The following is a 19321-nucleotide window of genomic DNA, read 5'->3' as shown; positions in this document are numbered from 1 at the left end:
CCTACTCTTTGATTCCGGAGAGCCCCGGTAGCACAGCCGGTTCAACCAGGCGCCCGAGGGCTCGCAGGTTCGCCACCTCGTCGGCACGGAGTCAGATGAGCCAGCAGCGTCACGGAAGCACGCCCGGCAATGCCCCCGGCGAGCGCACCGGTGCCGTCACAGCCTTCCCGGATCTGCCGGAGGCGACGATCGCACGACTGCCCGAATATCTTCGCGCCCTGCACAACCTGGGCGGGGCCGGTGCGGACACCGTCTCCAGCGAGGGTCTGTCCGCCGCGGCCGGGGTCAACTCGGCCAAGCTTCGCAAGGATCTCTCGCACCTGGGGTCGTACGGCACGCGGGGCGTCGGTTACGACGTCACCCTGCTGATCGAGCAGATCGAGTACGTGCTCGGCCTCGACCAGCGCCGGGCGGTCTGCCTGGTCGGTCTCGGTAACCTCGGTCACGCGCTGGCCGGCTACGACGGCTTCGCCAGCCGCGGCTTCAAGATCGTCGCGCTCTTCGACGCCGACGCGTCCAAGGTCGGCGAAGAGATCCAGGGCCTGACCGTGCGTCACATCGAAGAGCTGGGCCGCGCCGCGGTGGAAGAGAACATCGCGATCGGGGTGATCGCCACCCCGGCCGGCGCCGCCCAGGCGGTCGCCGACGTGCTGGTCGACGCGGGCGTCACCAGCATCCTGAACTTCGCTCCGTGTGTGCTCTCGGTGCCGGCCAACGTCGACGTGCGCAAGGTCGACCTGGCCATCGAGCTGCAGATTCTCTCTTTCCATGAACACCGCAAGGCATCGCTGACCGCGTTGCCGGGCGGCCGGTCCGCCACGGCGGCGGGCAACCAGGAGGCGGTCGGGTCGTGAATCTCCTCAGCGTCGGTGCGTCCTACCGCACCGCCGATGTCGCCACGCTCGAACGGCTGGTGATCGCCGATCACGCGCTGCCCGGACTGCTGGACAAGCTCGTCGCCCAGCCGTTCGTCGGCGAGGCCGTCGTCCTCTCCACCTGCAACCGGATGGAGATCTACGCGGCGGTCAACACGTTCCACGGCGGCCTCGGCGACATCTGCAACGTGCTCGCCGAGTTCTCCGGCATCCCCGCCACCGAGCTGGCCGGTCACCTTTACGTGCACTACGACGAGGCGGCGGTGCTGCACTCGTTCAAGGTCTCCAGCGGCCTCGACTCGATGGTCGTGGGTGAGTCCCAGATCCTGGGCCAGCTGCGCGACGCCTATCACGCGGCGAGCGAGGCCGACACCGCCGGCCGCCTGCTCCACGAGCTGATGCAGCAGGCGCTGCGGGTCGGCAAGCGGGCGCACGCCGAGACCGGCATCGACCGGGCCGGGCAGAGCGTGGTGACCGCGGCCCTCGACGTCGCGGAGGCCACGCTGGGCGACCTGGACGGCAAGCGCCCGCTGGTGATCGGCGCGGGTGCGATGGGTGCGCTCTCGGTGGCCACCCTGACCCGGGCCGGCGTCGGTCCGCTCCGGATCACCAACCGCAGCGCCGCCCGTGCCGATCGGCTCGCCGAGGCGTACGGCGCGGTCGCGGTGCCGTACGACGATCTGGACGCTGCCCTGCGCGAGGCCGACCTCGTCGTCTCGGCCACCGCGTCGACCGAGCCGGTGCTCACCCGTGAGCGCCTCGAGGCGGCGGCGCCGCTGGTCGTGCTCGACCTGGCCGTCCCGCGCGACGTGGCCCCCGACGCGACCGGCATCCCGGGCGTGACGGTGATCGACATCGACAGCCTGGCGGCCACGCGCCGCTCGCTGCCGGCCGCGGCCGAGACCGCCGCCGTCGAGCAGATCGTCACCAGCGAGGTCGACCACTTCCTGGCCTGGCTGCGGGGCGCCGACATCGCGCCGACCGTGGCCGCGCTGCGCACCCGGGCCGAGGACGTGGTCGCCGCCGAGCTGCGCAAGCTCTACTCGCGCCGGTCGGAATTCAGCGAGGAGCAACGGGCCGACGTTTCCCGTACGCTGCATCGCGTCGTTCAGCAACTGCTGCACTCACCGACCGTACGGGTGCGCCAGCTCGCCGCCGAGCCCGGTGGCGATCAGTACGCCACCCTGCTGCGCGAGCTGTTCGACCTGGACGTGCCGCATGCCACCCCGGCCGATGCGGTTCCTGAGATCGGAGGACCGGCGTGACCAGCCCCTTGCGCCTTGGCACGCGCGGCAGCACGTTGGCGCTGGCCCAGTCGCAGCTGACGGCCGACGCGCTGACCGCGGCCACCGGCCGTCCGGTCGAGCTGGTGCGCATCGTCACCCCAGGCGACCGCTCCTCGGCCCCGGTAGCCCAGCTCGGCGTGGGTGTGTTCGTCTCGGCGCTGCGTGACGCGCTGCTCGCCCGTGAGATCGACTTCGCCGTGCACTCCTACAAAGACCTGCCCACAGCCACGCACCCGGGGCTGCACATCGCGGCCGTCCCGCCGCGTGAGGACCCGCGTGACGCGCTGATCGCCAAGGGCGGCCAGACCCTGGCCGAGCTCCCGCCCGGCTCCGTGATCGGAACCGGGGCGGTGCGCCGAATCGCGCAACTGCATGCTTTGGGCCTAGAGTTGCAGGTCACGCCGATCCGCGGGAACATCGACAGCCGGATCGCCCGGGTTCACGGACCCGAGGCCGATCTGGACGCAGTTGTTCTCGCCCGGGCCGGTGTGGTGCGAATCGGCAGGGCCGCCGACATCGCTGAAACGCTCGACCCGATGCTCATGCTGCCCGCCCCGGCTCAGGGTGCGCTGGCCGTGGAGTGCCGGGCCGACGACTCCGACCTGGTCGAATTGCTGGCCGCGCTCGACCACGCACCGTCCCGGGCCGCCGTCCTGGCGGAACGGGCGATGCTTGCCACGCTCGAGGCCGGGTGCTCCGCCCCGGTTGCGGCACACGCCGAGCTCGCCGAAGGCGAGGACGGTGACGAGATTTACCTGCGCGGTGCGGTGATCAGCCCGGATGGGGTTCGAGCCATCCGGCTGTCGCGTACCGGAACGCCCGCCGACGCGGCGGAGATCGGCAAGGCGCTCGCCGCCGATCTCCTCGACGCCGGCGCCGACACCCTGATCGGGAGCACAGAATGACCACCCGCACCGCCCGTAAGCCAGCAGGACGCATCGCGTTCGTCGGCGCCGGCCCCGGCGACCCCGAGCTGCTGACCCGCCGCGCGCACGCCGCGCTCACCGACGCCGACCAGGTGGTCTACGACCGCGGTGTGCCCGATTCCCTCCTGGCCGCCATCCGGTCCGAGGCCAAGCAGGACGCTCAGTTCAGCCCGGCCGAGGGCGCGCCCGGCGACGTCGCCAAGGTGCTGCTCTCCGCGGCCAAGTCCGGTCTCTCGGCCGTGCACCTCGTGGCCGGTGACCCCTTCGGCCACGAGTCCGTGGTCAAGGAGGTGCAGGCGATCGCCCGCACCGCGGTGCACTTCGAGGTCGTGCCCGGCCTCGGCCAGGCCGAGGGTGTCGCCACCTACGCCGGTGTGCCGCTGCCCGGCGTCCGGGTGACGGCCGACGTCGGCGACGTGGCCGCCCTCGACTTCGACGCGCTCGCCGCCGCCGCCCTCAAGGGCTCGTTCGCGGCCGCCGTCGACGCCGGTGACCTGGCCGCCGTCCGCGACGGTCTGCTCGCCTCGGGCGTCGAGCCCGGCACCGCGGTCGCGGTGACCGGCGACGGCACCGGCGAGACGCAGTACACGACGACGTCCACGGTCGACAGCTTTGTCGCCGCCGCGCTCGGTTTCACCGGCCGCGTCGTGCTGACGGTCGGCTCCGAGGTCTCCGAGCGCGACACCATGAGCTGGTGGGAGAACCGGCCCCTGTACGGCTGGAAGGTGCTGGTGCCGCGCACCAAGGAGCAGGCGGGCGCGATGAGCGCTCGGCTGCGGGCCTACGGCGCGATCCCGTGCGAGGTGCCGACCATCGCGGTCGAGCCCCCGCGCACCCCGGCCCAGATGGAGCGGGCGGTCAAGGGGCTGGTCGACGGCCGGTACGCCTGGGTCGTCTTCACCTCGGTCAACGCCGTCCGCGCGGTCTGGGAGAAGTTCGACGAGCACGGTCTCGACGCCCGCCACTTCGGCGGTGTGAAGATCGCCTGTATCGGCGAGGCCACGGCCGAGGCCGTACGCGCCTTCGGCATCCAGCCCGAGCTGCTCCCCAAGGGCGAGCAGTCGAGCGAGGGCCTGCTGGCCGAGTTCTCGCCGCACGACGAGATCCTCGACCCGGTCGGCCGGGTGCTGCTGCCCCGGGCCGACATCGCCACCGAGACGCTTGCGGCCGGGCTCATCGAGCGCGGCTGGGAGGTCGACGACGTCACCGCCTACCGGACCGTCCGCGCGGCGCCGCCGCCGGCCGAGATCCGCGACGCGATCAAGTCGGGTGGCTTCGACGCGGTGCTCTTCACCTCGTCCAGCACCGTACGCAACCTGGTCGGCATCGCCGGCAAGCCGCACGCCCGCACGGTCGTCGCGGTGATCGGCCCGAAGACCGCCGAGACGGCCACCGAGTTCGGCCTGCGCGTCGACGTCCAGCCCCAGCACGCCTCCGTGCCGGATCTGGTCGAGGCGCTGGCTTCGTACGCGGTGGAACTGCGCGAGAAGCTGGCCGCCATGCCGGCCAAGCAGCGCCGGGGCTCCAAGGTCCAGGGACCCACCGCGCTGCGTTTCCGCTAGATCGAGCTTCCGCCAAGGAGCGTCCATGTTTCCGGATGTCCGTCCGCGCCGCCTCCGCCGCAGCCCGGCCATGCGCCGCCTGGTCGAAGAGACCAGGCTGGCGCCGGCCGAGCTGATCCTGCCCCTCTTCCTGAAGGAGGGGCTGACCGAACCGCGCGAGATCAGTTCGCTTCCCGGCGTGCTGCAGCACTCGCGCGAGTCGCTGCGTAAGGCCGCCCACGAGGCGGTCACGGCCGGGGTCGGCGGGCTGATGCTGTTCGGCGTGCCGACCAGCGAGCACAAGGACGCGTCGGGCTCGGCCGGGCTCGACCCGGACGGGATCCTGAACGTCGGCATCCGGGACCTGATCTCCGAGGTCGGCGACTCCACGGTCGTCATGGGCGACCTGTGCCTGGACGAATTCACGTCGCACGGACACTGTGGGGTGCTCGCCGCCGACGGCTCGGTCGACAACGACGCCACCCTGGAGATCTACGCCGAGATGGCCGTCGCCCAGGCCGAGGCGGGCGTCCACATGGTCGGGCCGTCGGGGATGATGGACGGCCAGATCGGCGTTGTCCGGCGCGCTCTGGACAAGGCGGGCTACCAGGACGTTTCGGTGCTGGCCTACTCGGCGAAGTACGCGGGCGCGTTCTACGGCCCGTTCCGCGAGGCCGTCGAGTCGACGCTGCAGGGCGACCGCCGGCAATACCAGCAGGACCCGCCCAACCTGCGCGAGGCGCTGCGCGAGGTCGACCTGGACGTGGCCGAGGGCGCCGACATCGTCATGGTCAAGCCGGCGCTGCCCTATCTGGACGTGATCGCGGCCATCCGCGAACGGGTCACCGTGCCGGTGGCGGCCTACCAGGTCAGCGGCGAGTACGCGATGGTCGAGGCGGCCGCCCGCAACGGCTGGATCGACCGTGAGCGGGTCATGCTCGAGTCGCTCACCTCGATCAAGCGGGCCGGCGCCCAGATCACGCTGACCTACTGGGCCACCGAGGTCGCCCAGCTGCTGCGCAACCGCTACTGACTCAGTCGTCGTTGCGGATGGTGCCCGTGCCGGTGCCGTCCAGAATGCGTACGGGATAAAGCGCAGCCGCCTCGAGCGTGAGTTGCTCGTCGCGCTCGCGCAGGCGGTCGCCGCGCACCTGGATCGGGAAGTCGACCCCGGTCGCGCCGGCCGGGATCGTGCGGCAGCCCAGGTAGGGGTCGAAGTCGGCGTACGGCAGGGTCGTCGTGCCCGGGACCGTCGCCGCGCAGACCGTCAGATCCCGGGTCAGCGGCCGGCTCAGCGTCACGGGGAAAATCATGGGCGTACGGCCGGTGTGGCCCTCGATCACGCTGGCGTCACCCACCGACAGCCCGGCCCGTGCCTCGAACCGCGCCACCTGCGGGTCGTGGTCGCTCAGCCCGCGTGTGGCGCTTTCCGGATGGTCGGCGTTGACGTGGGCCGCGCGCATGTCGATCAGGTCGCCGTGCAGGCCGTCGTTGACGAAGAGCTGGTCGAGCGTCTGGGCCTGCCCGTCGAAGACGTACGAGTAGGCGGACGAAGGCGCGTCGGCGACCAGATCGTCCCAGAGGTTGTGCAGGCCGGTGGCGTAGAGCGGGCCCAGCTGGTCGCCGGGCGCGGCCGGTGTCGGGTCGTCGGGCCGGGGGAAGACGTTCAAGTCGCCGCCCAGCACCACTCGCGCGTTCGGGTGGGCCACCTCGATGGCGTCGGTGATCGCCGCCCCGTACGCCGCCTGCTCGCGCCGCTGTCCGACCCGGGTCTCCGGGCCTGACGAGAAGTGGTTGCTGATCGCCCAGAGCTGGTAGCGGTCGGCCGAGCCCGGCGCCGCGCGCACCTCGAACAGGCCGACCTGCGGAGCTCGGGTGTAGACGTTGCTGCCGTCCACCCCGGTCGTGCGGTCGACGTCGGCCGGCAGCACCGCGTTCAACGTCTTCGGGTTGGACACCTCGGCGTTGGCCGGCAGGGGAGCGCCGCGATAGACGACCTGCGGCGCCGAGCCGAGCACCGGGTCGGCCGCGGTGGCCGTGCCGAGGGAAAGCCGGTCGGTGCGGTAGAGGAACCCTGACACGATGCCGCGGGCGTCGGCGCCGCTGCGGTCGGACGCCGCGTCGTAGGCCGGTCCGCCGTTGCGGGTGATCGTCAGCGCCAGCTCCTGCAGCGTGTCCGGCTTGCCGTCGGCGTTGTCGGCCGGGCCGCAGCTCAGCGCCCTGCCGGTGATGCGGCAGACGTCCTGGTCCTCGGCCTCCTGCACCAGGATCAGGTCGGGGCTGTGCAGGTCGGCGGTCACCTGGCGGGCCAGCCGGGTCAGCCGCGTGTCGTAGGCGGCCTGGCTGCCGGGCACGTAGTCGAACGGCGGGTTGACGCCCGGGCAGCCGGCGTTGCCGGAGAAGTCGCAGCCGTCGTTCGGGTCGTCGCGGAAGTCGTACAGGTTCTCGACGTTGAACGTCGAGACGGCCAGTTCGCGCTGCCGGTCGGCGGGCTGCGGCGGGTGGTTGGCGGCCGGGTCGGCGCCGGCCCGGAAGCCGACCCCCGCGACCTGGATGCCGTACTTGTTGAAGGCGTAGTAGAGGCCGCCGACCGCGTCGCCGGTGGTCGTGTCGAAGGTGCGGGCCGGCGGCAGCGTCCCCCCGGTGACCTTGACCCCCATCGGCCCGATCATGATGCGGTTGCCGTTGCCGTCGCCCTTGGTGTCGTCCAGCGGATGAGCGTCCCGAAAGACCCTGCGCGCGTACGGGTCGGCCCGCTTGAGCAGGGGGTCGTCGCGATCGACGAGCCACACCTCGGCGTCCTGGGTGGAGGCGAACGTCTTGGTGTTCGACACGGCGCCGGCGCCGGCCCGCACCCGCAGTTGCATGCCCTCGTGCTGTTCCCAGAACAGGTCGGCGGCCGCTTTCTGTGCGGGTGGGACGGCGTCGTCGACCTGCGCCTCGGTCGCGACGTCGAGCCCGGTGGCCAGCGTGGTGACCCACTCGGCGCTGGTGAGCTGGGTGAGGTTGAAGAACTCGGCGACCCGCGCGTTGACGATGATCTCGTCGCCGGCCCTGGGGGCGTAGTCGCCGATCAGCGTGGTGAAGGCGCCGAGGAAGACGAAGACGCCGTCGGAGCTGGCCGGATCGCCGTCGGTGTTGGTCTTGCGGCTCTGCAGGAAGAAGCCGTGCTGCGCGACGCCGGCGCTGGTGTGCGACAGGGTGAGCTGAGTGACCACGCCGCGTACGGGCACCTTGGCCGCGCTCGAGCCGTTGCCCGAAGCCGGCGCCAGCGGGGAGCGGGCCGCGGTGCCCTGGACGGCGCCGACGGTCAGGGGCTCGTCGGCGGTCTTCTCGGCGGCGTGGGCTGTGCCCGGGATCAGCAGGCCGACCAACGCAACCAATGGCAACAATCGGTGACCCAACACGGCGCCTCCACCGCGACGAAGTCGCGCATAAGGACGAGGCGGCCCGGCCCGCGCTCTCCGCGGACAGAGACCACTCCCCGACTCGTGGACCGGCGTTTCGGCGTCCGGTCGCAGAGGTTGAGCTTAGTCGATGGACTCCAGGCTTTGAACCAGTTGCGCGACGTCGGCGCCGTACTCGTACCAGTCGCGGTCGGCCTGGTAGCCCAGCTCAGCGTTGACCTTGAGCATCGACTCGTTGTGCTGCGCGTTCCAGGTCTGCACCTCGCGCAGCCCGGGCTCGGCCGACCGCAGCTCGAACAGCATGCGCGCCTTGATCGCCCGGTCGATGCCGTAGCCGCGGTGGTCGCGCACGACGATCGTGTCGTACTGGTCGGCCCGCTCGGGGTGGTGGGCCGGGACCACGACCTCGGTGAGCCCGGCGACGACCTGGCTCTCGTCGTGCAGCGCGAGCACGATGTACGGCTTCAGGCCGCGCTTGTGCAGCGTGTCGAGCGAGTCGCGCAGCCGCTGCGGGTCGGAGGAGCGGGGCGCCAGGTCGAGGTCGTCATCGTCCTCGGGCGCCTCGAGTTTGGCCTGCGCATACGCCTCGAGCAGGTGGTCGGGCGGACCGCCGGGGTGGAACTCGACCCGGTAGCCGGCGCCGATGCTGTTGGACATGACGGTCAAAGCGGGCCAATCCACGCTGGACAGCGAAAGCACGCTGCGCGTCTCGACGTACTCCTTCTCGAAGCCCAGCGACTCGTAGAACGCGATGGCCGGGGTGCCGCCGATGGCCTCGACCCCGATGCTCGAGAAACCCTCGAGGTAGGCCCGGCGCACGGCGACCGCCACCAGCTGACGGCCCAGGCCGCGCCGGCGCAGGCGGGGCTGCACGATCACCTCGAGCACGCCGATGTCGCCGAGCAGCAGCATGCTGATGTGGGCGAAGATCTCACTCTCGCCCTCGGGCAGCCGGTCGTCCTCGGCCACCCAGCTGATCCGCCGCTCGCCGGGCATGGTCTCGGCCAGATAGTCACGGACCTGTCCGTCGATCCACGGCGGGTCGTCGGGGAGATCGGTGGCGAGCACCGTGTTCACCGTCTCCACGAGCGACCGGATCTCCTCCGCCGAAGCGGCCCGGGGATCCCACTCACGCACCCTCACCCGTACAGCTTGCCGGTAAGCGCACCGTCTGGGAAGTGCTCCGACCGTAAATGTGTAGGTACTGTCACTCTGCGTGCATGATTCCGCATCAGCTGCGCGACCGGCGTCCGTAGTCGTTCGCCGCGTCGAAGACCTTCTGCGCGTACGGGCGGACGGCGTTGTACGAGAGAATCGAGTCCCACCACGCCTCGGGCTTGGTGAGATCGCGTCCGCCCTGGCAGAGGTAGGTGGCGGCGGTCATTGACGCATCGTCGATGTCGTTGGGGTCGGCCACGCCGTTGTTGTCGGCGTCCACCTTGTAGGAGTTCCAGGTGGCCGGGATGAACTGCATCGGCCCGACGGCCCGGTCGTAGGTGGTGTCCTGGTCGAGTGCGCCCCGGTCGGTGTCCGGGATCAGCTGCCGCCCACCCTTGCCGTCGAGCGGAAGCCCGAAGATCGGCGGCATCGCGGTGCCATCGGTCGAGAGCACAGCCCCGTTGGCCGCCCCGTGCGAAGACTCGATCTTGCCCAGCGCCGCCAGCGTGGTCCAGCTCAACCGGCAGGCGGGTGTGGTGCGCTGAAGCACCAGCTCGGCGTAGCCGTAAGCCTGCACCGCCACAACCGGGATCCCGAGCCGCGTGCCCATCGTGCCCGCCCACCCGGCCAGCGCATCGGCCGGCCGCCCACCTGTCTGCACGGCCCCCGTCGGCGGGAGGGTCGCACCCACCGCTCCGGTCGGAGCGACCGTACCGGGCAGCCCACCCGGCACCCCGCCCGTCGGCCCACCCGGTAGCCCACCCGGTAACCCGCCCGGCAGCCCGTTCGGATCGACACCCGGCAGCCCGCTGCCCGCCACCCCGCCCGGCTGACCCACCGAGGGCAGCCCACCCGCCGCGCCGAGCGGAAACCCGGGCGAGGCGCTCGGCGAGGGCGCAGCCTGAAGAGCCTGCGGCACCAGATAGGCGCCCGCGGCGCCGGCCGCCCCGAGGAGCAAGATGGCGATGACCGCCGGCACGATGAGCCGGCCACTGGGCCGCTTGGCCCAAGCCGCGGTGCTCCGCCCGACCCGCCCCACCGCCCGAACCGGAGCAGCCCGCCGCAGCCGCCCCGGCCGCCGGACAGGCGCCACGGCGCCCCCAGCAGCAGCATCGCCGCTGGTCTTCGCCGCGCCGCTTGCCGCCGCGCCGCTTGCAGTTGCTGCGCCGCTTGCCCCTGCGCCGCTTGCAGTTCCTGCGCCGTTAGCTGCCGCTCCGCCTGCTGTCGCGCCGCTCGTCGCCGGTTTGTCTGCTGCTGTCCCGCTGGCCTCAGTCGCGCCGGCCGTGCCGCTCGTCGCCGGTTCGTCCGCTGCCGCTGCGCCGTTCGTCGCTGGCTTTTCGCTTGCTGCTGGTCCGCTTGGCGCGCCCGTCGCTGACCCGTCGGTGGCCGCAGACGCAGTGTTCGCTGGTGCCGGAGCGCTCGCCGGGTTGCTGTCAGCTGCCTTGTTGCCGGGCGCAGTCACTTGTGGGCTGCCGACGGGCGTCCTTTGTGCCGGGATGCCCGTCGGACCGGCGCCCTGGGCAGTGGCCGGTGTCGGCGCGCCGGGGGTGTTCGCAGCGTCGCTCGGATTTGCGGCGGGCGCGCCCGCACTGCTCTTACCGGCGTCGGGTGCACCCTTGGGGTCAGCGCCGGCCGCAGGCGGCGCCGGGCTGGGGCGAGGGGCTGCGCCGGAGCTCGCCAGCGGCCCAGCCTGATGCGGAGCCGCAGCTCTCAGCTCGGGCTCTGCCACCGGTTTCTCCTGCCGCTCCGCCACGCGGACGACACTACCCAACCGAGGCGCGCCGCGAGGGGCCGCGTTGAAGCCTGTGGACAACTCGCGGACGACGCACCGGCTGGCTGTTTCGCGGCGGCCGGGAGGCCCTACTCTTCTCCCATGCCGCGTTACGAGTTCCGCTGCCGCGCATGCGGCGACACGTTCGAGGTCGTCCGGCCGATGAGCGAGGCCTCTGCTCCTTCGACGTGTCCGCAGGGCCACGCCGACACGGTGAAGCTGCTGTCGGCCATCGCCGTCACCGGTCGCGGCGCGGGCGCCCCCATCGGCCCGGCGGCCCCCTCCGGCGGCGGCTGTTGCGGCGGCGCTTGCGGCTGCTGACGCACCCCGGTCAGTAGCGCCTGATCGGCCGCCCTCGACCAGGGGCTGCCGATCGGCGGTGGCGCCTGACCGGCAGCGCTCAGAGCGGATCCCCCCGGCAGACATTCGTAGTGCGCGTCGACGGCCGGAGCCACCATGCCCCGGCGACCCGACCTGGATGATCAACAGGGCAGTGATTCGGGCGGCGCCGGCGGCGTTCTGAGGCGTCGAGGACGGCTCCCATCAGGTGGGGGCGGTATCGATCGGGAATCACCCTCCCGGATGGTGAGATCGACGATCTCTTTCGGGCCGCACCGTCCACCCGGGCTGATCTTTCTTCGTTTGGCGGACCGGCAGTGCGACCTGCGGCGGAGAAGCCCGAAATATGATGATCTAGCTGAGCGAAACGGCAGGCGTCCGGCCCGGCCGGGCCGCATCGGCGGGTGCCTCTTGCGGGGCCCGCCGAACAGTCGGCCGGAACTGGCCGATTGCGGCGTGACCCGGCTCGATCCATTTCGTTACGTCACGCGTAGTGCTGTGCGAAGCCGGCGATGTCCTCCGTCCGGGGTCGGCCGTGGCGGGTGGATGGTCACTGTCCGTTTCTACGATGGCCGGTGACGCTGTGATACGTCAGCATGAGACGCGACTTCCCAAAGGGGGCGGAGGTTCCACCGTGTCGGGACGGACCGAGCTGCCGAGTGGGCTGGTGACCTTTGTGTTCACCGACATCGAGGGCTCGACGCGGTTGGCCCGGATGCTCGGCGACGACTACGGCTCGGTCCTCGGCGATCACCGCTGCGTGATGAGAGCTGCGCTGAGTGACTTCGGCGGTGTCGAGCTCTTCACGGAGGGTGACAGTTTTTTTATCGCTTTTCAGGATGCGACCGCGGCGGTTGCGGCCTGTGTGGAGGCTCAAAGGCAACTGTCCGCACATGAGTGGCCCAGTGCTGAGGTCGCGCCCAGGGTCCGCATGGGCATGCACACGGGGCCGGCCCGGCCGGTCGGGGGCGAGTACGCCAGCGCAGAGGTCCACCGGGCAGCCCGGGTCTCCGCCGCCGCGCACGGCGGCCAGATCCTCTGCTCGGGCGCGACGATGCTGGCCGTCCTGACGTCGGGGGCGCCCGTCCCTTTCGCCCTGACCGTGCCCCAGGCCGCGGAGCCGCAGCGGGCCCGGACGGGGGCCGACGTCGACCTGCTCGACCTCGGCCCGCACCGCCTGCGCGGGTTCGACGACGACGAGCGCCTGTTCCAGATCCTCGCGCCCGGCCTCGACCGGGAGTTCCCGCCCCCGCGTACGCCGGGCGCCGCCACCCACAACCTGCCGGTCCCGCTGACCGCCTTCACGGGCCGCCGGGCCGAACTGGCCGAGCTGACCGCCCTGGTCGACCGCAACCGCATGGTCACCGTGGTCGGGCCCGGTGGTTCCGGCAAGACGCGGGTTGCCCTGGCTGCGGCCGGGCAGCTGCTGGAGGCGTACCCGCAAGGGGTCTGGACGGTCGACGCCGGAAACGCCACCGACGCGCTGGTGCCCGCGCTGGCCGCGGCCCTGGGTGTGCGCACCGAGCCGGGCCGCCCGATTCTCGAGTCGCTGCTGGAGTACTGCGCCGACCGGCGGATGCTGCTGGTCCTGGAGACCGCCGACGTCGCACCCGCGGTCTGCGCCACCCTCGTACGCCGTCTGCTCGCCCGTTGCCCGCGCCTCGACGTGCTGGTCACCAGCCGGGTACCGCTCAACGTGGCCGGCGAGGTCGTCTGGAGCCTTCCGCCGCTGTCGCCCGCGGACCTGTTCGCGCTGCTCTCCGAGCGCACCGCCGAAGCCCGGGGCGGCCGTCCGGACCCGATCGAGGACCACACCGACCTGTCGCAGGTCGCCGCCCGGCTCGAGGGTTCGCCGCTGGCCGCTGAGCTGGCCGCGATCCGGCTGCGCTCGCTGTCGGCCGAGCAGCTCGCCGCCCGCCTCGACGATCCACTGGCCGCGCTCGACCCGGTCAACGCCGAGGCCGAGGACAGGCACGGCAGCCTCACCGCCAACCTGGACTGGTCGTATCGGACACTCAGCACTCCCGCCGCCGGTCTGCTGCGCCGGCTGGCGGTCTTCGCCGGCACCGTCGACCTCGGCACGGTCGAGTGGTGCGGCGTCGAGGCTCTGGGCGCGCTGTCCGAGCTGGCTGACAAGTCCCTGATCGAACTTGTGCCGGGTCCGCGCTACCGGTTGTCGGGCCAGGTCCGGGCGTACGCGTCCCGCCACCTCACCGCGGCCGGCGACGAGCGTGCCGCCCGCGATCGTCATGTCGCCTGGGCGATGCACACGCTGGACGCCGTATCGGTGGACACCGACGGCCAGCCGCGAACCACCTCCCTGACCGAGCTGGCGTCCTACGTGCCCGAATGGGAGACGGCGCTGCACTGGGCCGCCAACAAGGGCAGCGTCCGCTCCGGACTGCGTCTGGCGCTCGCTCTCGACCCGTGGTGGCGCGAGCACGGCCACGCGGCGGCGGGTCGCGACCTGCTGTACCGCCTCTACCAGCGACTGGACGGGGTGGATGTCGAGCCGGCCGTGCTCGGGTCCGCCCATCTCGTGCACGCCGGTCTGGCCGACGACCGTACCGAGCGCACCTGCTTCCTCGACCGTGCCGAGCGGATCGCCCGGGCCGAGGACAATCACGCGCTGCTGGTACGGGCTCTGGCCGGGCACCGGAGCACGCTGATCGAGGCCGGGCACTACGAACAGGCCGAGCAGCTGTGCCGCGACGTCATCGCGGAAGCCGAGCGGGGCGGCGTATCCGGGGCGGCGTTGCCGGCCGTGATCGCCCTGGCCGAGCTGCTCTGGCGGCGCGATGAGCTGACCGGGGCGGCCGAGTTGCTGGGTGCGGCCCGGCAGGCCGAGGCGAGCTGCCCCGAGCATCGCGGCAAGCGGACCGTGGACTGGCTGCTGGGCATGGTCGCGCTGCGCCGGGGCGACCTCGTGGCGGCCCACGACCACCTGGTGGTGGCGCTGCGCTCGCGGCTGCGCCACGGTTTCAGCGGTGCGGCGGCCGATGCGGTGGCCGCCATCGCGGTCCGCTGTTCGCTGGGCGGTGACCAGACGACCGCCGCGGTGCTGTTCGGCGGGGCCGAGGCGGCGCGCGGAGCCCGGCGTACGGAGATGTTCGGGCGCTTCTGGTCGGCCCAGCAGCTCGCCCTGCGTACGTCACTGGGTGATGCCGCCTTCGACGTCGCGTACGCCGACGGGGTCGGACTGGGCTTCGACCGGATCGTCGCGATGGCCCTGGCCGTCGAGCACCCGGACCTCGAGGACGGCGCCGTCCGCTTCGCCCAGACGCTGCGGGGCTGACTAACGCCGCATCAGCGTCGCCGCCCGGTCGAGGTCGGCCTCGCGCACGGACGAAACCGAACCGAACACGTTCACCGCCTGGTAGTACGTCCATGCGACGGTGTAGCAGGCGGCCCGCACGGCGATGTGGTGTCGCACGCAGACCCGCTTCATGTCGGCGTAGAACGTGTTGTCGACGCGGGCCTTGTTGGCGCGGAACTCGCCCAGGTCCTTGTAGTTGCGGTAGCCGAAGTCGTGGTGCCGGCAGGCCAGGGTGAAATTGAAGCCGAGCGGCCGCTCGGGGCTGGCCGAGCAGTCGTCGGTGGACCAGTCGAAGCCGTACTCCTTCCAGGGCTCCCGATCGAGCCGGGCCGCGTTCCAGGCGGTGTAGCTGGCCGCCGTGGGCTGGGTCCAGCCCGCCAGCACGTCCGGCTTGCCGGTGGTGGCGGCCCGGGCGATCCCGGCGGGGGCGATGAGGGCCAGCGCCAGGGTGAGCACAAGAGCGATGCGTCGGGTCATCTGAGCAGTTTTCGAACCCGGATCCCGCGCATACAACGGTGTCGATCCCGCTTTCCCGAAGCGTGCCGAACGGCGAACTTGATGTTCCTGAACGATGATTAATGTGATGTCCTGGGTAGTCGGCCCGGGCGCGATCGCTATGGTGTCTCCGTGCGGGGCATCACATGATCCATCTGCCGAGGGTCCGGAAGGGCCCTCTTCGTGCGCTGGCCATCCGGCTGGCGCTCGCGCTGTCGCTCGTGCTGGCCACGGTGACCGTCATCTACCTCGACCGGGACGGCTACCGGGACGTCAACCAGGACGGTCTGACGCTGCTCGACTGCTTCTATTACGCGGTCGTGTCGCTCTCCACCACCGGGTACGGCGACATCGCGCCCTTCACCCCGCACGCCCGGCTGGTGAACGTCCTGTTCATCACCCCGGCCCGCGTGCTCTTCCTGATCATCCTGGTCGGCACCACCCTCGAGGTGCTCACCGACCAATATCGCAACAGCCTGCTTGTCAGCCGGTGGAGGCGACAGTTGAAGGACCACATCGTCATCTGCGGTTACGGCACGAAGGGCCGGGCCGCGGTCGCCGCTCTGTTGGAGACGGGTTACACCAAGAACCGGATCGTCGTCGTCGAGAGCCGCCCCGAGGGCGTGCGCCAGGCCCAGTCCAACGGCCTGGTCACCATCGAGGGCAACGCGACCCGGTCGGCGGTGCTGCTCGAGGCCGACGTCAAGAACTGCAAGGCGGTGATCATCGCGACCGACACCGACGAGGCCTCGGTGCTGATCTCGCTGACCGTACGCCAGCTGACCGCGGGCCAGGTGCGGATCATCGCCTCGGTCCGCGAGCAGGAGAACGCCGCCCTGCTCAAGCAGAGCGGCGCCCACCACGTGATCGTCTCGTCGGCCACCGCCGGCCGGCTGCTGGGTCTCACGACCACCGCGCCGCCGCTCATCGACGTGGTGGAAGACCTGCTCACCCCCGGTCAGGGCATGGCGCTGGCGATGCGCAGCGCCGAGCGGTCCGAGGTGGGCCAGAATCCCCGTCAGCTGCGGACGCTGGTCGTCGCCCTGATCCGCCGGGGCAAGGTGCTGCCGCTCGGCGGCGAGCAGAGCGTCCCCATCGAGACCGGCGACATGATCGTCTACATCCGCGACGAGACCAGCGACGTCAACGTCGCTGTCTAGGGTTTGCGGCCGACCCCGCGAAGGGGTCTGTCGGGGTCGGGCCGCGACAGCGAAGTCCTAGAGGATCGTCCAGGTGTCGGCCTTGTTGAGCAGGCCGTCGAGCATCTGCTCGGGGGTGCCGTCGGCCTGCGACTTGGCGTCGACCAGCTGCTTGGTGATCAGCTCGTCGTAGGACGGCCGCTGCACGTTGCGGAACACCCCGATCGGCGTGGTGCCGAGGTCGGAGCCGGACAAGCGCGAAAGGGCGAACGCGTACGCCGGGTCGTCCACCGTTGCGTCGTGGACGAGCGCCTCGCCGCCCTCCTGCACCTTGAGCCCGAAGCTGCCGGCCGGGTGGGTCACCGAGAACTGCTGCTGGGCCCCGAAGGTGATCGGCTGACCCTGTTCGAGGCGGATCAGGTGATCCTCCCGGGTGGTCGAATCCTTGATCAGTTCGAACGCGCCGTCGTTGAAGATGTTGCAGTTCTGGTAGATCTCGACGAACGCCGAGCCCTCGTGCTCGGCTGCCGCGCGCAGCACCGACTGCAGGTGCTTGCGGTCCGAGTCGATCGTGCGGGCGACGAAGGTGGCCTCGGCGCCGAGCGCGAGCGAGAGCGGGTTGAACGGCGAGTCGGCCGACCCGGCCGGCGTCGACTTCGTGATCTTGCCCAGCTCGGAGGTCGGCGAGTACTGCCCCTTGGTCAGGCCGTAGATCCGGTTGTTGAACAGCAGGATCTTGAGGTTGACGTTGCGGCGCAGCGCGTGGATCAGGTGGTTGCCGCCGATCGAGAGCGCGTCGCCGTCGCCGGTGACGACCCAGACCGACAGGTCGGGACGCGACACCGAGAGCCCGGTCGCGATGGCCGGCGCCCGGCCGTGGATCGAGTGCATGCCGTACGTGTTCATGTAATACGGGAAGCGCGAGGAGCACCCGATGCCCGAGACGAAGACGATGTTCTCGCGCGGGATGCCCAGCTCGGGCATGAAGCCCTGCACGGCGGCCAGGATCGCGTAGTCGCCGCAGCCCGGGCACCAGCGCACTTCCTGGTCCGACTTGAAGTCCTTCGCCGTGAGCTTCACCGGCGTGATGGGGATGGTGCTAACCATTCTTGACCACGTCCTCGAGCATGTTCTCCAGCGTCGCGGCGGTGAAGGGCAGGCCGCTGACCTGGTTGAAGGGGACCGCGTCGACGAGGTACTTCGCGCGGATCACATGGGCCAGCTGACCCAGGTTCATCTCCGGGATGACGACCTTGTCGTACGCCGTGAGCACCTCACCGAGATTGGCCGGCAGCGGCGCCAGGTGACGCAGGTGAGCCTGCGCGATCGGCAACCCGCGCTGGCGCAGGGCCCGGCAGGCAGCGCCGATCGGACCGTACGTCGAGCCCCAGCCCAGCACCAGCACGCGCGCGCTCTCGTCGGCGTCCTCGACCTCGATGTCGGGCACCTCGATGGCCTCGATGCGCTGGGCCCGGGTGCGCACCATGAACTCGTGGTTGGCCGGGTCGTACGAGATGTCACCGGTCTTGTCGGCCTTTTCCAGACCACCGATGCGGTGTTCGAGGCCGGCCGTGCCCGGGATGGCCCAGGGGCGGGCCAGCGTCTCGGGATCGCGCAGGTAGGGCAGGAAGCGCCCGTCCTCGCCGTTGGGCTCGGTGGTGAACTCGACCGAGATGTCCGGCAGCTCGTCGGCCGACGGCAGCAGCCACGGCTCGGAGCCGTTCGCCACGTAGTTGTCCGACAGCAGGATGACCGGCGTGCGGTATTTCAGCGCGATCCGGGCGGCCTCGATCGCCGCGTGGAAGCAGTCCGACGGCGACTTGGGCGCGATCACCGCCAGCGGCGCCTCGCCGTGCCGGCCGAACAGCGCCATGTTGAGGTCGGCCTGCTCGGTCTTGGTCGGCATGCCGGTGGACGGGCCGGCACGCTGCACGTCGACGATGACCAGCGGCAGTTCGAGCGCGATGGCGAGCGAGATCGTCTCGCCCTTGAGCGCCACGCCGGGGCCGGACGTCGTGGTGACACCCAGCGCGCCGCCGTACGAGGCGCCCACGGCCGCGCCGATCGCGGCGATCTCGTCCTCGGCCTGGACCGTGGTGATGCCGAACTTCTTGTGCTTGGACAGCTCGTGCAGGATGTCCGAGGCGGGGGTGATCGGGTACGCGCCGAGGAACAGCGGCAGCTTGGACCGGACGCTCGCCGCCACCAGGCCCAGCGCGAGCGCCTGGTTGCCGGTGATGTTGCGGTAGGTGCCCGGCTTCATCCGGGCCGGCTTGACCTCGTAACGGACGGTGAAGCTCTCCGTCGTCTCGCCGAAGTTCCACCCGGCCTGGAAGGCGGCCTTGTTGGCCGCGACCAGATCGGGGCGCTTGGCGAACTTGGTCTCGAGGAAGCGCAGCGTCGACTCGAACGGCCGCGAGTACATCCAGCTCAGCAGGCCCAGCGCGAACATGTTCTTGGCGCGCTCGCCATCCTTCTTCGCCACGCCGAGCTCGGCCAGGGCGCCCACCGTCATCGAGGTGAGGGCGACCGGGTGCACCGCGAAGTCGGCCAGCGAGCCGTCCTCGAGGGGGCTCACCGCGTAGCCGACCTTGGCCAGGTTGCGCTTGGTGAACTCGTCGGTGTTGACGATGATGTCGGCGCCGGACGGCAGGTCGGCCAGGTTGGCCTTGAGCGCGGCCGGGTTCATCGCGACCAGCACGTTGGGCGCGTCGCCCGGCGTCAGGATGTCGTAATCCGCAAAATGCACCTGAAAGCTCGAGACACCGGGCAGGGTGCCGGCCGGCGCGCGGATCTCGGCCGGAAAGTTCGGCAGGGTGGAGATGTCGTTACCCAGCTGCGCGGTCTCCGACGTGAATCGGTCGCCGGTCAGCTGCATGCCGTCGCCCGAGTCACCGGCGAACCGGATGACCACCCGGTCCAGCTGTTCGACTCGCTTCGCTCCAGCGGACACTTTCGCAACCTCCCATGGGCGCCGGCCGGCGGGGAATGAGCACATCGATGGGCCGGCCCGCTGTCGTCAGTTCCAGCCTACGTCGCCGCTCCTTACGAGCCGGGACAGGCCGTTG

General features: G+C 71.1%; 13 protein-coding genes and 1 pseudogene. 8 read left to right on the top strand and 6 right to left on the bottom strand.

Features of this window, described 5'->3' with window-relative positions; all coding sequences use genetic code 11:
- The first annotated feature begins 95 nt into the window (after nucleotides 1-95).
- Genes LXN57_RS06340 through hemB form a run of 5 tightly spaced genes read left to right on the top strand, consistent with a single transcriptional unit; the run spans nucleotide 96 to nucleotide 5661 of the window.
- Nucleotides 96-854 (top strand): redox-sensing transcriptional repressor Rex, encoded by a 759-nt coding sequence (locus tag LXN57_RS06340; RefSeq protein ID WP_251797079.1) that lies wholly within the window; start codon nucleotides 96-98, stop codon nucleotides 852-854.
- Nucleotides 851-2140, top strand: a complete 1290-nt coding sequence (locus LXN57_RS06335) for a glutamyl-tRNA reductase (protein WP_251797078.1) — start codon at nucleotides 851-853, stop codon at nucleotides 2138-2140. The genes LXN57_RS06340 and LXN57_RS06335 overlap by 4 nt, the downstream gene beginning before the upstream one ends.
- Complete coding sequence (hemC, locus tag LXN57_RS06330) at nucleotides 2137-3066, top strand: hydroxymethylbilane synthase (protein WP_251797077.1); 930 nt, start codon at nucleotides 2137-2139, stop codon at nucleotides 3064-3066. Before LXN57_RS06335 ends, hemC begins: the two co-directional genes overlap by 4 nt.
- A complete protein-coding gene (locus tag LXN57_RS06325; RefSeq protein ID WP_251797076.1) occupies nucleotides 3063-4649 on the top strand; it encodes a bifunctional uroporphyrinogen-III C-methyltransferase/uroporphyrinogen-III synthase in 1587 nt (528 codons plus the stop codon). Before hemC ends, LXN57_RS06325 begins: the two co-directional genes overlap by 4 nt.
- A 25-nt stretch (nucleotides 4650-4674) precedes the next feature.
- Nucleotides 4675-5661 (top strand): porphobilinogen synthase, encoded by a 987-nt coding sequence (hemB, locus tag LXN57_RS06320; RefSeq protein ID WP_251797075.1) that lies wholly within the window; start codon nucleotides 4675-4677, stop codon nucleotides 5659-5661.
- Between the two features lies 1 nt (nucleotide 5662).
- On the opposite strand, the pseudogene LXN57_RS06315 reads toward hemB, so the two are convergent.
- The 3 genes and pseudogenes from LXN57_RS06315 to LXN57_RS48565 all read right to left on the bottom strand — a co-directional run.
- A pseudogene (locus LXN57_RS06315) lies at nucleotides 5663-7954 on the bottom strand (DUF8508 domain-containing protein); the annotation flags it as partial.
- Nucleotides 7955-8158: 204 nt separating this feature from the next.
- On the bottom strand, nucleotides 8159-9178 hold the full coding sequence (locus LXN57_RS06310; RefSeq protein WP_251797074.1) for a GNAT family N-acetyltransferase: 1020 nt from the start codon (nucleotides 9176-9178) through the stop codon (nucleotides 8159-8161).
- 88 nt (nucleotides 9179-9266) lie between these two features.
- The gene (locus LXN57_RS48565; protein WP_438872836.1) at nucleotides 9267-10232 is read right to left on the bottom strand and encodes a lytic transglycosylase domain-containing protein; all 966 of its coding nucleotides are present in this window, start codon (nucleotides 10230-10232) and stop codon (nucleotides 9267-9269) included.
- A gap of 834 nt (nucleotides 10233-11066) precedes the next feature.
- Between LXN57_RS48565 and LXN57_RS06300 the strand changes: the two genes are divergently transcribed.
- Both LXN57_RS06300 and LXN57_RS06295 read left to right on the top strand, forming a co-directional pair.
- Nucleotides 11067-11285, top strand: a complete 219-nt coding sequence (locus LXN57_RS06300; protein WP_251797073.1) for an FmdB family zinc ribbon protein — start codon at nucleotides 11067-11069, stop codon at nucleotides 11283-11285.
- Nucleotides 11286-11937: 652 nt separating this feature from the next.
- Nucleotides 11938-14598, top strand: a complete 2661-nt coding sequence (locus LXN57_RS06295; protein ID WP_251797072.1) for an ATP-binding protein — start codon at nucleotides 11938-11940, stop codon at nucleotides 14596-14598.
- On the opposite strand, the gene LXN57_RS06290 is transcribed toward LXN57_RS06295, so the two are convergent.
- Nucleotides 14599-15096 carry a phospholipase gene (locus tag LXN57_RS06290; protein WP_251797071.1) on the bottom strand — a complete coding sequence of 166 codons (498 nt, stop codon included), beginning with the start codon at nucleotides 15094-15096 and terminating at the stop codon, nucleotides 14599-14601. It abuts the gene before it with no gap.
- A gap of 164 nt (nucleotides 15097-15260) precedes the next feature.
- Here LXN57_RS06290 and LXN57_RS06285 point away from each other — a divergent pair, with 164 nt between their 5' ends.
- Entirely contained in the window at nucleotides 15261-16274 is a 1014-nt protein-coding gene (locus LXN57_RS06285; protein ID WP_251797070.1) for a potassium channel family protein, read from the top strand.
- Between the two features lie 57 nt (nucleotides 16275-16331).
- Here LXN57_RS06285 and LXN57_RS06280 read toward each other — a convergent pair whose 3' ends face one another.
- Nucleotides 16332-17360, bottom strand: coding sequence for a 2-oxoacid:ferredoxin oxidoreductase subunit beta (locus tag LXN57_RS06280; RefSeq protein ID WP_251797069.1), 1029 nt, complete (start codon nucleotides 17358-17360; stop codon nucleotides 16332-16334).
- A complete protein-coding gene (locus LXN57_RS06275; protein ID WP_251797068.1) occupies nucleotides 17353-19251 on the bottom strand; it encodes a 2-oxoacid:acceptor oxidoreductase subunit alpha in 1899 nt (632 codons plus the stop codon). The genes LXN57_RS06280 and LXN57_RS06275 overlap by 8 nt, the downstream gene beginning before the upstream one ends.
- Nucleotides 19252-19321 lie beyond the last annotated feature (70 nt).

The sequence above is a fragment of the Paractinoplanes hotanensis genome, assembly GCF_023717965.1.
Classification (GTDB): Bacteria; Actinomycetota; Actinomycetes; order Mycobacteriales; family Micromonosporaceae; genus Actinoplanes; species Actinoplanes polyasparticus.
The sequence above is the reverse complement of the archived record's forward strand: the minus strand, read 5'-3'. Positions and strand labels throughout refer to the sequence as shown.

Bases quoted from the DNA above. Each gene is read 5' to 3' on its own strand.
- LXN57_RS06325 (WP_251797076.1), top strand. From the start codon at position 3,063: ATGACCACCCGCACCGCCCGTAAGCCAGCAGGACGCATCGCGTTCGTC.
- LXN57_RS06300 (WP_251797073.1), top strand. From the start codon at position 11,067: ATGCCGCGTTACGAGTTCCGCTGCCGCGCATGCGGCGACACGTTCGAG.
- LXN57_RS06280 (WP_251797069.1), bottom strand. From the start codon at position 17,360: ATGGTTAGCACCATCCCCATCACGCCGGTGAAGCTCACGGCGAAGGAC.
- hemB (WP_251797075.1), top strand. From the start codon at position 4,675: ATGTTTCCGGATGTCCGTCCGCGCCGCCTCCGCCGCAGCCCGGCCATG.
- LXN57_RS06290 (WP_251797071.1), bottom strand. From the start codon at position 15,096: ATGACCCGACGCATCGCTCTTGTGCTCACCCTGGCGCTGGCCCTCATC.
- LXN57_RS06340 (WP_251797079.1), top strand. From the start codon at position 96: ATGAGCCAGCAGCGTCACGGAAGCACGCCCGGCAATGCCCCCGGCGAG.
- LXN57_RS06275 (WP_251797068.1), bottom strand. From the start codon at position 19,251: ATGTGCTCATTCCCCGCCGGCCGGCGCCCATGGGAGGTTGCGAAAGTG.
- LXN57_RS06285 (WP_251797070.1), top strand. From the start codon at position 15,261: ATGATCCATCTGCCGAGGGTCCGGAAGGGCCCTCTTCGTGCGCTGGCC.